Here is a 16,418-nt window from a genome sequence, read left to right on the forward strand (position 1 = left end):
CCTCTTTCTCAGAAGTTTTTCTCCGGCGGCGCAGTCTCCTGTGCCTCTCAACCCGTTTTCCGTTGCCGGTGTTCCGTGTCGATGGAGGCGCATTATAGGGAGTTCGCGCGGGCTGACAAGTGTTTATTACGAAAAGATTATCGTTCGCAGTAATTTTCATCAAATCGCGCTATTTCGCTACGATTTGCCTGGTAACTGTGCAAAATCATTGGCAAAAGTGCTTACCTGCTGCCAGTCCGTATACTCCACTTCTTTCGTCGAATCTGTCTCACCACCGGTCATGCGCATAATCAACTGAATCATGACGCGATCGAACCAGCGATAGCGCGGATAATAGAGCGCGCCTGCGAACACGGCACAGCAATCAGGCTGCCACGGCGAGTGTGCCAGGAACTTCTGCGTATAGGCATTGGTTTCAGGAGAGCGCTTCTCAGGTTTGCGCGCCGTCAGGTTCACCGAAAAGAAACCGCTGGTACGCTGCTGCAACTCATGAAGGTGTTGTTTAACGAACTTATCAACGACCGGCTGAAAATGGCCATAGCGGATAGATGCGCCAATTAACACGCGATCATACTGTGCCCAGTCAGGCAGAGTGGCATCCTGAATGTTCAGTACATCACACTGCTGCTGCTGCTGACGGATCACATCAGCAATAGAAGAGGCAATCTTCCTGGTTTGTCCGTCGCGAGTGGAATAGAGAATCAGCGCTTTCATGTCAGCATCCTTATTAATTATTCACGCCAGAAAGTAGGCGTGAACAGCACCAGCAAGGTGAATACCTCGAGACGCCCGAACAACATGGTGGAAATAAGAATCCATTTCGCCACGTCATTCATTGAAGTGAAGTTATCAGCTACGACCCCTAAGCCAGGGCCGAGGTTATTGAGCGTCGCGGCAACGGCAGCAAAAGCCGAGAAGTCATCAACACCGGTAGCGATGATCGCCAGCATGCTGATCAGGAACACCAGCGCATAAGCCGAGAAGAATCCCCATACAGCTTCAAGGATACGTTCCGGCAGCGCCCGGTTGCCCAGCTTAATGGTGTAGACCGCATTGGGGTGAACCAGACGCTTAAGCTCACGGTTACCCTGCTTGCATAACAGCAGTATGCGAATCACCTTCAGACCACCGCCGGTTGAACCGGCACAGCCGCCGATAAAGGCGGAGCACAACAGCAGTACCGGCAGGAACAATGGCCAGCGTGCGATGCTGTCGGTCGTGAATCCCGCCGTCGTCGCCATGGAGACCACCTGGAAAAAGGCCTGGTTCAGCGTCTGCCAGCCACTTTCATAGACATTATGGAACCAGAGCACCAGGGTACAGATCAACACCAGCGTCAGCTGAACGCCAATAAACATGCGGAACTCAGGGTCGCGCCAGTACACACGCAGATTGCGTCCGCTTAACATGGCAAAGTGCAGGCCGTAGTTGCAGCCGGAGATCAGCAGAAACACCGCCACGATGGTATTGATGGTGCCACTGTTAAAATAGCCGATACTGGCATCATGGGTTGAGAAGCCGCCAATGGCGATAGTCGAGAAACTGTGGCCAATAGCATCAAACGCTGGCATTCCCGCCAGCCACAATGCCAGCGCACAGGCTATCGTCAGCAGGACGTAGATCAGCCAGAGTGTTTTAGCCGTCTCGGCGATACGCGGTCGCATTTTATTATCTTTCAGCGGCCCCGGCATTTCAGCGCGATAGAGCTGCATGCCCCCGACGCCCAGAATCGGCAGTATCGCCACGGCTAATACGATGATCCCCATACCGCCCAGCCACTGCAGCATCTGCCGATAGAAGAGAATCGCCTTAGGCAACGAGTCCAGCCCCACCAGCGTGGTGGCACCGGTGGTTGTCAGGCCAGAGAAAGATTCAAAGAACGCATCCGTCACCGAAAGATGCGGCTGTTCGGCAAAGATAAAGGGCATCGCCCCTACGCTGCCCAGCACCGTCCAGAACAGGACCACAATCAGAAACCCTTCCCGCGGTTTGAGTTCGGTTTTCTTTTTGCGATTCGGCCACCACAGCAGCGAGCCGATCACCAGCGCCATCATAAAGGTCTGGCTAAACGCCCGCCCTGCGCCATCGCGATAAATTAAGGCGACCAGGCCGGGCAAAATCATCGTCACTGAAAAGAGGATCACCAGCAGACCGACTATGCGGGTAATGGCGCGAAAGTGCATTCAGCCGTTCCTTTAAATAAAAGAGATGAACATCATGGTGTGAGCGGGATCAGCGATAACGCGCCCCGACTAAAGTCTGACAAATTTTTTTTGAACCCGTCGATCTGTCCGTAAGGTACAGCCAGCGTCAATGCAATACGATCCTGAAACTGGCTGTCGGTCACCTTACCTTCAAAACGCTGTACCAGCCGTTCAATATCACTGAGCTGCGCATAGTCACATTGCAAAGTGAACAGCTTCATCGGCACTTTGCGCTGCCTTGGCAACTGCTTAAGCCCCTGCTGGACGCCACCACCATACGCTTTCACTAAGCCGCCGGTTCCCAGCATGATGCCACCGTAATAACGCACCACCACAGCGGTAATCTCGCCAATATCCGCGCCCATCAGTTGCGCCAGCATCGGTTTCCCTGCCGTACCCGAAGGTTCACCATCATCAGAGAAACCGAGTTGCTGAGAATCATTCGGCGCGCCCGCTACCCAGGCCCAGCAGTGATGCCGGGCAGTGGGATGCTCGCTTTTAACCTGCTGGACAAACGCGCGCGCCGCCTCTGCACCCTCGGTGTGCGCCAGTAGCGTAATGAAGCGACTCTTTTTGATTGTCTCCTCACTGCTGCTTACTGGCACAGCGGGAATATCAAAGGCCTCCATCAGGCCAGATGCAGATCGCGGGTCATGTTCTCAACGCGATGCGCATGGATCACCACGTTATCCTCGATACGAATCCCGCCATAAGGCCGAAGCGCATCAATGGCCTGCCAGTTAAAGTGCTGACTGAAACGGCCTTCACGCAGCGGCTTGAGTAACGAATCAATAATATAGAAGCCCGGCTCAATGGTTAATACCATGCCCGGTTGCAGCACGCGGGTGCAGCGAAGATAAGGATATTGCGCTGGCGCGGCGAGATGGGTGCCCTGCTCATCCTGCATAAAACCGGCAACGTCATGGACCTGCAGACCCAGCGGATGCCCCAGGCCATGTGGCATAAACGGACCGGTCAGATCTTCAGCCACCAGCGCTTCTTCGCTGATTCCCTGAACCAGCTCAAACTTCAGCAACATCTTCGCAATACGCTGATGCATCTGAAGGTGGTAATCGGTGTAGCGTACGCCCGGTTTCAGCGTGGCTATCAGGGCCAGCTCTTCAGTGTTCATCGCCTCAACCATTCTGGCATAGAGCGAACTGCTCTGCGCCGCATAGCTGCGGGTCAAATCAGCGGCATAGCCAAGATACTCGGCACCCGCATCAATCAAAAAGCTATGGCGTTTCGCCGGTGGCTGATGATCCAGCCGGGTGTAGTGCAGCACCGCAGCGTGCTCATTCAGCGCAATGATATTGCCGTAAGGTACATCGGTGTCGCGATGACCGGTAGCGGTCAGATACGCCTGATTGATATCGAACTCGCTTAAGCCCGCCGAGAACGCCTCTTTAGCCGCGCGATGACCGGCAACCGCCAGCTTCTGCGCCTGGCGCAGACAGGCGAGTTCATAATCAGTTTTGATGCTGCGATGGAAGTGCAGGAAGTCGATTACCGCTTTGGGATTAATATTGCCAGAGGCGATGCCGAGCTGAGATGCACGCGCGTTAACCGGGCCGATATAGGCGACGTTATCACGCTGTGCAGGCAGCAACTGCGCTATCTCATCCGCATTTTTCAGGCCGATAACGTCGACATCCCCGGTCCAGAAGCTATCCGGCAACGGTTCAACGTTATGCCAGTAATCCACCGGAGAGTAGAACCACAGTTTCGGTTTGTTCACCCCATCAATCCAGAGCCAGCAGTTGGGCACCTGCGTCACCGGCACCCAGGCCTTGAACTGCGGATTCACCTTAAACGGATAAGTGTGATCATCCAGAAACACCGTCAACAACTCACCGGAATGGATCAACATCGCATCCAGTTTATTGCGTGCCAGCACCTGCTGCGCCCGTTGTTGCAACGTGGCGATGTGCGCGTGATACAAGGTCTTCAGTGAATCCATTGACGTCTCTCCAGTGTCGCGAAATGGCCGCAGTTTAGCATACCCCTTGCGCAGATGCCGAAGTCGGCGCAGCTGTGATCTTGTTAGCAAATAAGCAAAGACCAGTTTGCAAAAAATTAACATCGCTCCCACACTCACGATCATCTGGTATGACCAGATCACCTTTCGCGGTTTCAGGAGACGCACATGCTCTACCAAGGCGCTAACCTTACTCTTCACTGGCTGGACGATGGCATCGCCGAGCTGGTTTTTGACGCTACGGGCTCGGTCAACAAGCTCGATACGCAAACTGTCGCCAGCCTGGGCGAGGCAATAGCTGTGCTGGAACAGCAGCCAGAACTGCGCGGCCTGCTGCTGAGCTCCGCTAAACCTGCCTTTATTGTAGGGGCAGATATCACCGAGTTCCTTTCACTGTTTGATGCACCCACCGAAAAACTGAGCCAGTGGCTGAGTTACGCCAACAGCATCTTCAATCGTCTGGAAGATTTGCCGGTACCGACTCTGGCCGCCATTGACGGCTATGCACTGGGCGGCGGATGTGAATGCGTACTGGCAACCGATCTGCGTATCGCTACTGCGGACGCCCGTATTGGCCTGCCGGAAACCAAACTCGGCATCATGCCGGGATTTGGCGGCAGCGTGCGATTGCCGCGCCTGCTGGGCGCCGACAGTGCGCTGGAAATTATTGCGGCGGGAAAAGATGTCGATGGCAATGCCGCTCTTAAACTCGGTCTGGTCGATGCGGTGGTGTCTCGCGAGAAACTGCGTGAGGCGGGAATCACCATGCTCAAAGCCGCTGCCACTGATGGCAGCTGGCGCGCCCGCCGGGCCCCTAAGCTGGCTCCGCTGAAACTCAGCCCGATTGAAGCGGCCATGAGTTTCACTATCGCGAAAGCCATGGTGCTGCAAACCGCAGGCAAGCATTATCCCGCTCCGCTGATGGCGGTAAAAACTATTGAAGCCGCAGCCAGCCTTGGCCGCGATGACGCGCTGAAACTTGAAACCGCAGCGTTTGTGCCGCTGGCCCAGTCTGATGAAGCACGCGCGCTGGTCGGCATCTTCCTCAACGACCAGTATGTGAAAGGTCTGGCGAAAAAGCGCGGCAGCGAAAGCGGCGCACCCGCTCATGCAGCGGTACTGGGCGCAGGCATCATGGGTGGCGGCATCAGCTACCAGTCTGCGTGGAAAGGCGTGCCGGTCAGAATGAAAGATATTAATCCACAGGCGTTAACGCTGGGGATGAACGAAGCCAGCAAGCTGCTCAATAAGCTGCTGGAACGCGGCAAAATCGACGGCAACAAACTCGCCAGTGTGATCGCCACTATCCAGCCCACGCTGGATTACGCCGGTTTTGAACAGGCTGATGTGGTGGTTGAAGCGGTGGTAGAGAATCCGCTGATCAAGGCAAAAGTGCTGGCGGAAACCGAACAGCATCTGCGTGAAGATGCGATTCTGGCCTCCAATACCTCGACCATTCCCATCAGCCAGCTGGCGCAGGCGCTGCAGCGTCCGGAAAACTTCTGCGGCATGCACTTCTTCAATCCGGTACCGCGTATGCCGCTGGTAGAGGTGGTTCGTGGCGAGAAAACCAGTGAAGCGACCCTGAGCAAAGTGGTGGCCTGGGCCAGCAAAATGGGCAAAACCCCGATCGTAGTGAATGACTGTCCGGGCTTCTTTGTTAACCGGGTGCTGTTCCCTTACTTCGCCGCTTTCAGCCTGCTGCTGCGCGACGGCGCCGATTTCCGTCAGATTGATAAAGTGATGGAAAAACAGTTTGGCTGGCCGATGGGCCCATCATGGCTGCTGGATGTGGTCGGCATCGATACCGCGCACCACGCGCAAAGCGTCATGGCTGACGGTTTCCCGGATCGTATGAAGCATGACTATCGTGATGCGATCGATCTGCTGTTTGATGCCGGTCGTTTTGGCCAGAAAAATGGCAAAGGCTTCTGGCGCTGGGAAGAAGATAAAAAGGGCAAGCTGATAAAAGTGGCTGATACCGAAGTGGATACGCTGCTGGAGCAGGTCTGCCAGCCTAAGCGGGTCTTCAGCGACGAAGAGATCCTGAATCGTATGATGCTGCCAATGCTGAATGAAGTAGTGCGCTGCCTGGAAGAGAAGATTATTGCCTCGCCAGCGGAAGCGGATATGGCGCTGGTCTATGGTCTCGGCTTCCCGCCTTTCCGTGGCGGCGCTTTCCGCTATCTCGATACCCTGGGCAACAGCAACGTGGTGGATCAGGCCCGGCGTTATAGCGCGCTCGGAGGCTTATATGCCCTGCCTGCGCTGCTGGTGCAGAAAGCCCATCAGCATGAAAGCTGGTATCCCGCCGCCAAACCGATTGATGAAGCCGCGCTGAAAAGCGCCTGAGGGCAAAAAGATGGAAAATGTGGTGATTATTGATGCGGTGCGCACGCCAATGGGACGTTCAAAAGGCGGCGCCTTTCGTCACGTGCGCGCTGAAGATCTCTCTGCGCACCTGATGCGCGAACTCCTGAGCCGCAACCCGGCGGTGAACCCGACATCACTGGACGATATCGTCTGGGGCTGCGTACAGCAGACGCTGGAGCAGGGATTTAATATCGCGCGTAACGCCGCGCTACTGGCCGAAATCCCGCATTCAGTGCCGGCCACCACCGTCAACCGACTGTGTGGCTCTTCAATGCAGGCGCTGCATGATGCGGCCCGCGCCATTATGGTCGGCGATGCGCAGTGCTGTCTGATCGGTGGCGTGGAGCATATGGGACATGTGCCGATGAATCACGGCGTCGACTTTCATCCCGGTCTGGGCCGTACTGTGGCAAAAGCAGCAGGCATGATGGGCTTAACGGCTGAAATGCTGGCGCGAATGCATCATATCAGCCGTGAGCAGCAGGATGCATTTGCCCTGCGTTCACACCAGCGGGCATGGCAGGCCACCCAGCGTGGGGACTTTGCAACAGAGATTGTCGCCACCTATGGTCACGACAGCGACGGCATTCTTAAACGCTATGACTTCGATGAGGTGATTCGCGAGGAGACCAGCGCCGAAGGACTGGCGGCACTCAAACCCGCCTTCGATCCGGTTAACGGCACCGTCACGGCGGGTACATCGTCGGCGTTGTCAGATGGCGCGGCCGCCATGCTGGTCATGAGTGAATCACGCGCCCGTGAGCTGGGGCTGACACCGCGCGCGCGCATCCGCAGCATGGCGGTGGTGGGCTGTGATCCTTCGATAATGGGCTATGGACCGGTACCGGCCAGCAAACTGGCATTGAAACGGGCGGGACTGAGCGTCAGTGATATCGATGTGTTTGAGCTGAACGAAGCCTTTGCCGCGCAGACGCTGCCCTGCATCAAGGACTTAGGTTTGCTGGAACGGATAGATGATAAGGTCAATCTGAATGGCGGCGCGATTGCGTTAGGCCATCCGCTGGGCTGCTCCGGCGCACGCATCAGCACAACGTTGCTGAATATTATGGAGCGACGCGACGCCCGTTTTGGCCTCGCCACCATGTGTATCGGACTGGGTCAGGGCATTGCGACCGTATTCGAGCGTCTGTAATACGTTGAGTCTTACTTTGTCAGATTTACCCGCCAGTAAATCGGCGGGTTTTTTCTGTCTGCTACAGGCTGCTACAGGGAATCAGATAAAGGCAAACGCATCGCCGTACATCTGTGACTCCACCGCGCCACGCTCGGCACAGAAACGATCGCGGGCAATCTTCGCCATCTCAAAACGTCCGGCGATGTAGATCTCATGCTCGCTCAGCGTACTGAAATCCTGCATTACTGCCGTCAGTACCGTGCCTGAACGGCCCTGCCAGCCCGCTTCAGGTTGCTCGACAACCGGGATCACCTTCAGATTCGGGTGCTTCACCGCCAGCGCATCCAGCTCTTCCAGATCGTACAGATGCTTGAGCTCACGTCCGCCCCAGTAAATGGCGATATCGCGCTCTGGCTGTTCCGCCAGTGCAGTGAGCAGAATCGAACGGGCATAGGAGAAACCGGTGCCGCCTGCAATCAGAATCAGCGGCTTGCTGCTCTCTTCACGCAGCCAGGCATCGCCGTGCGGCATATCAACCGTAATCTGGCGATCGTTACGGATGCGATCCATGACGGCCATGGCATAGAGGTTCAGATCGGACGCGCCGATATGCAGCTCAATGATATCTTTTTCCATCGGCGTTGAGGCCAGTGAGAACGGACGCTTGTCACGCTCGTCCATCACCACCATCAGATACTGTCCCGCGCGAAAACTGAATTCCGCTTCAGGGATCAGGCGAACGCGATAGACCGTGTCGGTAATCGCCTCAACCGAAGTTACTTTACAGCTTAACGTTGTCATGCGTTCCCTCTGTCGGGTCGTCTTTATGGTTGTGCTCGCCATCAACGCTGTGGCGGCTGATCAAAAATACCTAGCTCATCCCAGATAGCATCAATGCGCGCGGTGACCGCAGGATCTTTGACGATAGGTGTACCCCATTCGCGCTGCGTTTCACCTGGCCACTTATTGGTCGCATCCATCCCCATCTTCGATCCCAGCCCGGAAACGGGCGAAGCGAAATCGAGATAATCGATTGGGGTATTTTCCACTAATACCGTATCGCGGGCCGGATCCATACGCGTAGTGATCGCCCAGATCACGTCGTTCCAGTCACGCGCATTAACGTCATCGTCACACACAATAACAAATTTGGTGTACATGAACTGCCGCAGAAACGACCAGACGCCAAACATGACACGTTTGGCATGCCCCGCGTACTGCTTTTTAATCGTCACGACCGCCAGCCGGTATGAACATCCTTCTGGCGGCAGATAGAAGTCCACGATCTCCGGGAACTGCTTCACCAGAATCGGCACCAGCACTTCATTCAGCGCCACACCCAGCACCGCAGGTTCATCTGGCGGACGGCCGGTATAGGTAGAGTGATAGATAGGCTTATGGCGCTGCGTAATATGCGTAACGGTAAACACCGGGAAGCTATCTACTTCATTGTAGTAGCCGGTGTGGTCGCCGTAAGGTCCTTCCGGCGCCATATCGCCCGCTTCGATATACCCTTCCAGCACGATTTCCGCGCTGGCGGGAACTTCGAGATCGTTCGAGAGGCATTTCACTACTTCGGTTTTATTGCCGCGCAGTAAACCGGCAAACGCATATTCTGACAGCGTATCAGGCACCGGCGTTACGGCCCCAAGGATAGTGGCAGGATCGGCACCCAGCGCCACCGAGACCGGAAAACGCTCACCCGGATGCGCTTTCGTCCACTCCAGATAATCGAGCGCACCGCCACGGTGCGACAGCCAGCGCATGATCAGCCGATTTTTGCCGATCACCTGCTGCCGGTAGATACCGAGATTCTGCCGCTCTTTGTGCGGGCCGCGCGTCACGGTCAGCCCCCACGTAATCAGCGGGGCCGCATCGCCCGGCCAGCACTTCATCACCGGAATCCGCGTCAGATCGACTTCATCGCCGCTGAACACCTCTTCCTGACAAGGTGCATTGCGCAGGCGTTTGGTCGGCATGTTCAGGACCTGCTTAAACTGCGGCATCTTATCGAACAGATCGCGGAAGCCTTTTGGCGGCTCCGGCTCTTTCAGGAAGGCCAGCAGTTTACCCACTTCACGCAGTGCGCTGACCTCTTCCTGGCCCATGCCCATTGCCACACGCTTTGGTGTGCCGAACAGATTGCACAGCACCGGCATGTCGTACCCTTTCGGGTTTTCAAACAGCAGAGCCGGGCCACCGGCACGCAGAGTGCGGTCGGCGATTTCGGTCATTTCCAGTTCAGGATCGATCGACTGGGTAATGCGCTTTAGCTCACCGCGCTGTTCGAGCAGCGCGAGAAAGTCTCTTAAATCGTGATATTTCATGCGGCTTTAGCTTTCCGGCCAGAGTGAATCGGCCATTATAGGTCTGATTAAGCGGTTATGCTGAGGTTTATATGGCAGCGTCATACGCACTGAAAGGGAACCAGCGGTTGTAACGCGCGGGCATCGTGATACCCCTGAATCGGCTCGCCGTGGCGAAACAGTTTAAAATCTTCGTTTCGCACGCTGTGATAGCGCAGCTGATTGTCGTGAACGTGCAGAAAACTGCCTTCACGCAGTGCAATCACCGACTCAGTCGGATTAACTGCACAGAACTCTGCCAGCCGTTCGTCACGGGTTTCGCCCATATGACTGCTGACGCTGGCATCCAGATAGTGGGGATTAATCTGCACCGGAAAGAGTCCCAGCGCAGGCAGCACCACGCTGCTGCGCACCGGCATATCGTTCGTGGTACGGATTGAGGGCGTCGCCACGTTGCAGCCTGCGCTCCAGCCGACATAAGGTACCTGCCGCTCCCGCACCGCGCGCTGAATCGCCCCGATCAGACCCTGCTCATGCAGCATCTGATTCAGGAACCACGTGTTGCCGCCGCTGACTAAAATCAGCTCTGCCTGCGCAATCGCTTCAGCCGGTGAGGCGAATGCCTGAACCCGCTCAACCTGAATGCCCAGTGAGGCACTGAGTTCGGCGGCGCGTTGCTGCTGATCGCCACGAATAATCGCATAGGGGATCAGTACCGCCGAGCGGATAGCGCGTCGGGCGATCATGGCGTGCAGCTGCGGCTGCGCATAGCCCAGCAGCGGCGCATCATCCGCCAGCTTGCCGTTGCTCAACAGAAAGAGTTCCATCAGAGGATCCTTTTGCAGATGTGATGGACATTGAGTCTGATACAGAGCAATAGCAGACGTCAATTTTCAGTCACCTTTTCTACTGCCATCGGGCATCTTAAGAAAAGTCTCAGTTTATTTTCTTTGCGGGACGCTTTACCCTGCCCCTGCGCTATAACTCTGGCAGCAGGTTTGCTATTCTTAGCGTCCATTCAATGGGAGCAGTTATGGAATCCTGGTACTTACTCTATTGCAAACGTGGACAGCTACTGCGCGCGAAGGAGCATCTGGAGCGGCAGGAAGTGCATTGCCTCAGCCCGATGATCGCTCTGGAAAAGATCGTGCGCGGTAAACGCACCACCGTGAGTGAGCCACTGTTCCCGAATTATCTGTTTATCGAGTTTGATCCAGAAGCCATTCACACCACGACGATCAGCAGCACCCGTGGCGTCAGCCACTTCGTGCGCTTTGGCACGACGCCCGCGACAGTGCCTTCAGCCGTTATTGAAGCGCTGGAAACAGACGTCCCGCAAATCCTGCTTGACCCTGAAACGCCGCAAAGCGGTGATGAAGTGGTCATCACCGACGGGACGTTTGAAGGGCTGCGCGCTATCTTTGCCGAGCCGGATGGTGAAACGCGCTCAATTCTGTTGCTTAATTTGCTGAACAAGCAGGTAATGCGCAGCGTCGACAACAAGCAGTTCCGCAAGATTTAAGCCAGTCTGAATAACGTCCGCGCATTATGGTCGATGCGGGTCGCCAGTTCCTCAGCACTCTCACCACGCCATGTCGCCACCTGGTGCACAATATGCGGTAAAAAGCAGGGTTCATTACGGCGCGAAGTCGGGCGTGGACGCATGTCGCGCGGCAGCAGATATGGGGCATCCGTTTCCAGCAGCAGGCGATCGGCCGGAATCAGTGGCAGCAGCTCGCGCAACTCCAGACCACGGCGCTCATCGCATACCCAGCCCGTAATCCCTACCGATAATCCCATGCCCAGACAGGCTTCCAGTTCGTCACGCGTGCCGGTAAAGCAGTGGATCACCGCGCCAGGCAGTTTTGGCAGCCAGGGCGCCAGCACTGCGGCGAAACGCGTATGGGCTTCGCGGCAGTGCAGAAAGACCGGCATATTGAGTTCTGCCGCCAGAGCCAGCTGCGCATCAAACGCATACTCCTGCTGCTCATGAGCCGACAGGTTGCGATTGAAATCGAGTCCGCATTCACCGATGGCAACCACTTCCGGTTTTTCAGCCAGGCGACGCAGGGTGCTGGCAATTTCCGTTGACCATTCGCTGGCATGATGAGGATGGACGCCCGCGGTAGACCAACAGAAGCCCGGTTGATCCTCAGCCAATCGCTGAGCCTGCTGGCTCTCCAGCGCGTTAGTGCCGGTAATAAGCATGCCGGTGACGCCCGCATCACGCGCGCGTTTAACCACCTTTTGCCGGTCGGAGGCGAATTGCGTGCTGGTCAGGTTTACACCGATATCAAACATAATTTTTCCCACAGTTTATAAACAAAAACCGCCCATCAGGGCGGTTTGGATTGATCGCTTCCCGCCAGTGCGGGTAAAGCTGTCCGCATCAGGAGTCGGTATTCTCTTCTTCATCCTGTAACCGGCGGCCTTTACCCACATAGTAACGGGAAAAGAATACGCCGACTTCAAACAGGCAGTACATCGGAATAGCGAGCAAAGTTTGGGAAAAAACATCCGGCGGTGTGAGCAACATCCCGACCACGAAGGCGCCCACCAGAATATAGGGACGTTTCTTCTTCAACTCTTCCGGGCTGGTGATACCGGTCCAGCACAGCAACACAATCGCCACCGGCACTTCAAACGCCACGCCAAATGCCATAAACAGCGTCATGACAAAATCGAGGTATTTGGAGATATCCGTTGCTACAGTCACGCCGATCGGCGCTGTCTTGGTGAAAAAACCAAATGCCAGCGGGAAGACCACGAAATAGGCAAAGGCCACGCCGAAGTAGAAAAGGAAGGTGCTGGAAAACAGCAGCGGCATAACCAACCTGCGCTCATGACGGTAAAGCGCCGGGGCGACAAATGCCCAGACCTGATAGAGGATCACCGGCACCGCAAGAAACACCGACACTATAATGGTCAGCTTAATCGGGGTGAAAAACGGTGAGGCCACATCGGTCGCGATCATGCTGGAGCCCACCGGCATCTGGCTGATTAGCGGTGCCGCAACCAGCTGGTAGATGTCGTTGGCGAAATAAACCAGCACCAGGAAAATCCCTAATACGGCGATGATGCAGTTCAGTAGTCGCTTACGCAGCTCAATCAGATGACTGATGAGCGGTTGGGTATCTTCAACGGCCATTATCGTTCATCACTTGCAGAAGAGGGGGTAGCGGACTGACGCGCAGGATCGGCCGGCCTGGCGACGTCGCCAGTGGGTGCCTGTGCCGGTGCGCTGGCCACAGCGGTTGGTGCGGCAGAGGATTGCGCCGCCGGACCTGATGAAACCGCTGAAGAAGCCGGTGCCGGAGCATTGGCGACGGCAGAAGGTGCGGCAGAGGGCTGCACCGCCGGGCCTGAGTCTGAAACCGCAGACGGTGTCTGTGCCGGGGCACTGGCCTGATGTTCTGCTGTAGCCGGTGTCGCCGAAGGCTCAGCCGGAGCAGGCGCGGGCCTGTGCTGAGGCGAATGGATGGTGTTTGCCTCGTCTTCCTCTTTTTCAATGTCGATGCTCTGACTGACCGAGCGTTTCATTGAATCCGCAGTTTTACGCAGCTCTTCCATCGACTCTTTCAGCTCGGGTGAGAGCGTGCCACGGCCCGCTTCTTCCACCTTTTTCAGGCTCTCCTGCAACTCCTGCAGCTTGAGCTCCTGCGCCAGTTCATGTTGTACATTGGCTGCCAGCGAACGAATCGCCCTGATCCAGCCGACCACGGTTTTCACCGCAACCGGTAAACGTTGCGGGCCGAGTACAATCAGCCCGATCACGAACACCAATACCAGTTCACTAAAACCAATATCAAACACGGTTTACACCTGCTTGTCGTTCTTGGCTTCTTCTTTGTTAGCCGAAGTTTGCTGTTTGTCCGCCAGCGTTTTGGCAGCGAAGTCAGCGTCCTGCTCTTTCGGTTGATCCTTTTTGTCGTCCTCGTCACCCATGGCTTTTTTGAAGCCACGAATCGAAGAACCCAAATCTGAACCCAGATTACGTAATTTGTTGGTACCGAACAGAAGTACAACAATCACGGCAATGATTAACAATTGCCAGATACTGATACCGCCCATGAGATAGCCTCTAATATTCTGTGAAAACGATGAGGTAATGCACCACAGAGTGCCCTTTTCAACCGGGCCTGAGCCAGCGACATTACCTTTTTTTAGACGGACGTGACAATCAGTTTGTCTTACGCCAGCCGATTAACCAGGAGACAATTCCTGCGGCCATCAAAACCGCCGGGAAAAAGTCCCAATCCGGTCGGGTGAGCAGCACAGCCGTTCCGCTTAACAGCAACGTTGCACCGACGCCGAACAGGTAACGCGCCTGATGGTGCCGGACGCGCTGCGCATTCATATCGCCCACTAATTTATCGACGCTGTGCCTTAAAAGTTTGTGCTGGCGCATGCTGTCGTAAAACAGCTCCGGCAGCTCAGGGAGCTTCTCAGCCCAGAATGGCGCTTTCTCTTTTACCGCACGGATAATAGCCGGTAATCCCACCTGATCTTTGATCCACTCTTCCAGGAAGGGCTTGGCTGTCTTCCACAGGTCGAGCTGCGGATAGAGCTGACGGCCGATGCCTTCAACATAGAGCAGCGTTTTTTGCAGCAGGACCAGCTGCGGCTGCACTTCCATATTAAAGCGGCGTGCGGTGTTGAACAGGTTCAGCAGCACATGCCCGAAGGAGATTTCAGCCAGCGGTTTTTCAAAAATCGGCTCGCAGACCGTACGAATCGCAAACTCGAAATCTTCTACGTTGGTATCGGGCGGCACCCAGCCTGAGTCAACGTGCAACTCCGCGACCTTACGGTAGTCACGGTTGAAGAAGGCGATAAAGTTTTCAGCCAGATAGCGCTTATCTTCTTTGTTCAGTGAACCCACGATACCGCAGTCGATGCCGATATATTGTGGATCTTCCGGATGTTCATAGCTGACAAAAATATTGCCAGGATGCATATCCGCATGGAAGAAGCTGTCGCGGAAGACCTGGGTGAAGAAGACCTGCACGCCACGTTCTGCCAGCAGCTTCATATTAACGCCATGACGCTCCAGCGTGGCAACATCTGAAATCGGAATGCCGTAGATGCGCTCCATCACCATCATGGTTTCGCTGCAGTAGTCGGAATAGACTTCCGGCACATAGAGCATGCGGCTATCTTCAAAATTCCGGCGCAACTGAATGGCGTTGGCCGCTTCACGTAACAGATTCAGCTCATCAAGCAGGGTTTTCTCATAATCGCGCACCACTTCGACCGGACGCAGACGACGGCCATCCGGCAACAGGCGCGGGACCCAGCGGGCCAGGCGATAGATCAGCTTCATGTCCGCCCGAATCACCGGCAAAATATCGGGGCGAATCACTTTGATCACCACTTTCTTGCCAGTTGATTTCAGCGTGGCGGTGTGCACCTGCGCAATGGATGCCGAAGCCAGTGGCTTGATATCAAAATCATCAAACCAGGTTTCAATCGGCGCGCCCATTGAAGCTTCAATCTGCGCTTTGGCTTTGACGCCATCGAACGGCGCAACACGGTCCTGCAGGATCGCCAGTTGATCGGCAATCAGCGGCGGGAAGAGATCACGACGGGTCGACAGCATCTGGCCAAACTTGATCCAGACCGGACCCAGCTGCTCCATCGCCATGCGCATACGTGCGCCGATCGGTTCATGCTGATGCAGATTAGGGATCCAGAAAACAGAGCGACGCCACAGGCGAAACAGGAAAGTGAGGCGTGTCTGAGGAATCAGTTCATCAAGGCCATAGGTCAGAAACACCTTCATGATCAGATATAAGCGGCGGATCTCTCCAAAACTCATTTTGCCTCCAGCTGCGCCAGACGCGCATCAAGCGCCTCAAGCGAACGTTCCATCGCGTCGACCTCCTCAGAAAACCAGGCTAATTCCAGCGAGCCAGGCGCAACACGCCACTCTTCGGTTATGGCCTGTCCGAGATAATCCTGGCGACGCTGCACTTCACCTTTGAAAAAGCGTAATGCCTGTTGTGAGCGCTGGCTGATCCCCTGTGCGGCGATATCGCCGACCCAGGGAGCCAGATATTCTGCCGGATCCAGCTCAGCCAGATCCATCAGCGCAGAGAACTGCTGCACCACCTGCAGGTCACCTTCAACCTGCAGTTCACCGCTACGGATCAGCGGCGTCAGCTGCTGGCGATCGCGCAGCTTCGGCAGGGTTTTCAGCGAGGTGATCACCGTGCAGTCACTGCGATCCTGCCAGTCAGCTAACACATCGACCTGCTGTTCACTGAAGACCAGCACCAGCGGATGAGAGAGCTCATTCAGGCGCAGCGTCAGCACTTTGCCATTCAGGCGTTGCCGCGCCGGTTTCAGGCCACGATCGCGATAGAGAATACGGTTCAGCGCCGTTTCCAGGCCCGCGGTAATCAAGGGCGTCAGGTTCATTA

General features: G+C 55.7%; 16 protein-coding genes. 3 read left to right on the plus strand and 13 right to left on the minus strand.

Annotated elements, in window-relative coordinates; translation table 11 throughout:
- Positions 1 to 177: 177 nt before the first annotated feature.
- Genes hemG through pepQ form a run of 4 tightly spaced genes read right to left on the minus strand, consistent with a single transcriptional unit; the run spans position 178 to position 4,164 of the window.
- Entirely contained in the window at positions 178 to 714 is a 537-nt protein-coding gene (gene hemG / locus ACK13D_RS19525) for a menaquinone-dependent protoporphyrinogen IX dehydrogenase (RefSeq protein ID WP_163850973.1), read from the minus strand.
- Positions 715 to 731: 17 nt separating this feature from the next.
- Complete coding sequence (gene trkH / locus ACK13D_RS19530) at positions 732 to 2,183, minus strand: Trk system potassium transporter TrkH (RefSeq protein WP_010257200.1); 1,452 nt, start codon at positions 2,181 to 2,183, stop codon at positions 732 to 734.
- A gap of 32 nt (positions 2,184 to 2,215) precedes the next feature.
- On the minus strand, positions 2,216 to 2,833 hold the full coding sequence (locus tag ACK13D_RS19535) for an IMPACT family protein (protein WP_010257205.1): 618 nt from the start codon (positions 2,831 to 2,833) through the stop codon (positions 2,216 to 2,218).
- Positions 2,833 to 4,164 carry a Xaa-Pro dipeptidase gene (pepQ, locus tag ACK13D_RS19540; RefSeq protein WP_010671687.1) on the minus strand — a complete coding sequence of 444 codons (1,332 nt, stop codon included), beginning with the start codon at positions 4,162 to 4,164 and terminating at the stop codon, positions 2,833 to 2,835. The genes ACK13D_RS19535 and pepQ overlap by 1 nt, the downstream gene beginning before the upstream one ends.
- Before the next feature lie 186 nt (positions 4,165 to 4,350).
- On the opposite strand from pepQ, the gene fadB reads away from it, so the two are divergent.
- Together fadB and fadA are read left to right on the plus strand one after the other, a co-directional pair.
- Positions 4,351 to 6,534, plus strand: coding sequence for a fatty acid oxidation complex subunit alpha FadB (gene fadB / locus ACK13D_RS19545; RefSeq protein WP_418796996.1), 2,184 nt, complete (start codon positions 4,351 to 4,353; stop codon positions 6,532 to 6,534).
- A 10-nt stretch (positions 6,535 to 6,544) separates the two neighbouring features.
- Positions 6,545 to 7,708 carry an acetyl-CoA C-acyltransferase FadA gene (gene fadA, locus ACK13D_RS19550; protein WP_064690483.1) on the plus strand — a complete coding sequence of 388 codons (1,164 nt, stop codon included), beginning with the start codon at positions 6,545 to 6,547 and terminating at the stop codon, positions 7,706 to 7,708.
- A gap of 81 nt (positions 7,709 to 7,789) precedes the next feature.
- Here the strand turns inward: fadA and fre are convergent, their stop codons facing one another.
- From fre to pepE, 3 genes are all read right to left on the minus strand, one after another.
- Entirely contained in the window at positions 7,790 to 8,491 is a 702-nt protein-coding gene (gene fre / locus ACK13D_RS19555; protein WP_010257219.1) for an NAD(P)H-flavin reductase, read from the minus strand.
- 41 nt (positions 8,492 to 8,532) lie between these two features.
- Positions 8,533 to 10,017, minus strand: a complete 1,485-nt coding sequence (gene ubiD / locus ACK13D_RS19560) for a 4-hydroxy-3-polyprenylbenzoate decarboxylase (RefSeq protein ID WP_010257222.1) — start codon at positions 10,015 to 10,017, stop codon at positions 8,533 to 8,535.
- An 80-nt stretch (positions 10,018 to 10,097) separates the two neighbouring features.
- Entirely contained in the window at positions 10,098 to 10,823 is a 726-nt protein-coding gene (gene pepE, locus ACK13D_RS19565; protein ID WP_022624874.1) for a dipeptidase PepE, read from the minus strand.
- Positions 10,824 to 11,029: 206 nt separating this feature from the next.
- Here pepE and rfaH point away from each other — a divergent pair, with 206 nt between their 5' ends.
- The gene (gene rfaH / locus ACK13D_RS19570; protein ID WP_010257230.1) at positions 11,030 to 11,518 is read left to right on the plus strand and encodes a transcription/translation regulatory transformer protein RfaH; all 489 of its coding nucleotides are present in this window, start codon (positions 11,030 to 11,032) and stop codon (positions 11,516 to 11,518) included.
- Here rfaH and tatD read toward each other — a convergent pair.
- The 6 genes from tatD to ubiJ all read right to left on the minus strand — a co-directional run bounded on the left by tatD (position 11,515) and on the right by ubiJ (position 16,416).
- Positions 11,515 to 12,297, minus strand: a complete 783-nt coding sequence (tatD, locus tag ACK13D_RS19575; RefSeq protein WP_033785764.1) for a 3'-5' ssDNA/RNA exonuclease TatD — start codon at positions 12,295 to 12,297, stop codon at positions 11,515 to 11,517. The genes rfaH and tatD overlap by 4 nt on opposite strands.
- 88 nt (positions 12,298 to 12,385) lie before the next feature.
- On the minus strand, positions 12,386 to 13,144 hold the full coding sequence (gene tatC / locus ACK13D_RS19580; protein ID WP_062759643.1) for a Sec-independent protein translocase subunit TatC: 759 nt from the start codon (positions 13,142 to 13,144) through the stop codon (positions 12,386 to 12,388).
- On the minus strand, positions 13,144 to 13,809 hold the full coding sequence (gene tatB, locus ACK13D_RS19585; RefSeq protein WP_346460544.1) for a Sec-independent protein translocase protein TatB: 666 nt from the start codon (positions 13,807 to 13,809) through the stop codon (positions 13,144 to 13,146). Before tatB ends, tatC begins: the two co-directional genes overlap by 1 nt.
- 3 nt (positions 13,810 to 13,812) lie before the next feature.
- Positions 13,813 to 14,067, minus strand: a complete 255-nt coding sequence (tatA, locus tag ACK13D_RS19590) for a Sec-independent protein translocase subunit TatA (protein WP_010257244.1) — start codon at positions 14,065 to 14,067, stop codon at positions 13,813 to 13,815.
- A gap of 109 nt (positions 14,068 to 14,176) precedes the next feature.
- Positions 14,177 to 15,814, minus strand: a complete 1,638-nt coding sequence (ubiB, locus tag ACK13D_RS19595) for a ubiquinone biosynthesis regulatory protein kinase UbiB (RefSeq protein ID WP_010257248.1) — start codon at positions 15,812 to 15,814, stop codon at positions 14,177 to 14,179.
- Positions 15,811 to 16,416, minus strand: a complete 606-nt coding sequence (gene ubiJ / locus ACK13D_RS19600; protein WP_033785768.1) for a ubiquinone biosynthesis protein UbiJ — start codon at positions 16,414 to 16,416, stop codon at positions 15,811 to 15,813. The genes ubiB and ubiJ overlap by 4 nt, the downstream gene beginning before the upstream one ends.
- Positions 16,417 to 16,418 lie beyond the last annotated feature (2 nt).

The organism is Pantoea sp. K16, from assembly GCF_048452805.1.
In the GTDB taxonomy this organism is placed as follows: Bacteria; Pseudomonadota; Gammaproteobacteria; order Enterobacterales; family Enterobacteriaceae; genus Pantoea; species Pantoea agglomerans.

Coding starts and splice junctions, on each gene's coding strand:
- trkH (WP_010257200.1), bottom strand. CDS start 2,183: ATGCACTTTCGCGCCATTACCCGCATAGTCGGTCTGCTGGTGATCCTC.
- pepE (WP_022624874.1), bottom strand. CDS start 10,823: ATGGAACTCTTTCTGTTGAGCAACGGCAAGCTGGCGGATGATGCGCCG.
- tatA (WP_010257244.1), bottom strand. CDS start 14,067: ATGGGCGGTATCAGTATCTGGCAATTGTTAATCATTGCCGTGATTGTT.
- ubiJ (WP_033785768.1), bottom strand. CDS start 16,416: ATGAACCTGACGCCCTTGATTACCGCGGGCCTGGAAACGGCGCTGAAC.
- ubiD (WP_010257222.1), bottom strand. CDS start 10,017: ATGAAATATCACGATTTAAGAGACTTTCTCGCGCTGCTCGAACAGCGC.
- pepQ (WP_010671687.1), bottom strand. CDS start 4,164: ATGGATTCACTGAAGACCTTGTATCACGCGCACATCGCCACGTTGCAA.
- rfaH (WP_010257230.1), top strand. CDS start 11,030: ATGGAATCCTGGTACTTACTCTATTGCAAACGTGGACAGCTACTGCGC.
- ubiB (WP_010257248.1), bottom strand. CDS start 15,814: ATGAGTTTTGGAGAGATCCGCCGCTTATATCTGATCATGAAGGTGTTT.
- fadB (WP_418796996.1), top strand. CDS start 4,351: ATGCTCTACCAAGGCGCTAACCTTACTCTTCACTGGCTGGACGATGGC.
- fadA (WP_064690483.1), top strand. CDS start 6,545: ATGGAAAATGTGGTGATTATTGATGCGGTGCGCACGCCAATGGGACGT.
- tatC (WP_062759643.1), bottom strand. CDS start 13,144: ATGGCCGTTGAAGATACCCAACCGCTCATCAGTCATCTGATTGAGCTG.
- ACK13D_RS19535 (WP_010257205.1), bottom strand. CDS start 2,833: ATGGAGGCCTTTGATATTCCCGCTGTGCCAGTAAGCAGCAGTGAGGAG.
- tatD (WP_033785764.1), bottom strand. CDS start 12,297: ATGTTTGATATCGGTGTAAACCTGACCAGCACGCAATTCGCCTCCGAC.
- fre (WP_010257219.1), bottom strand. CDS start 8,491: ATGACAACGTTAAGCTGTAAAGTAACTTCGGTTGAGGCGATTACCGAC.
- hemG (WP_163850973.1), bottom strand. CDS start 714: ATGAAAGCGCTGATTCTCTATTCCACTCGCGACGGACAAACCAGGAAG.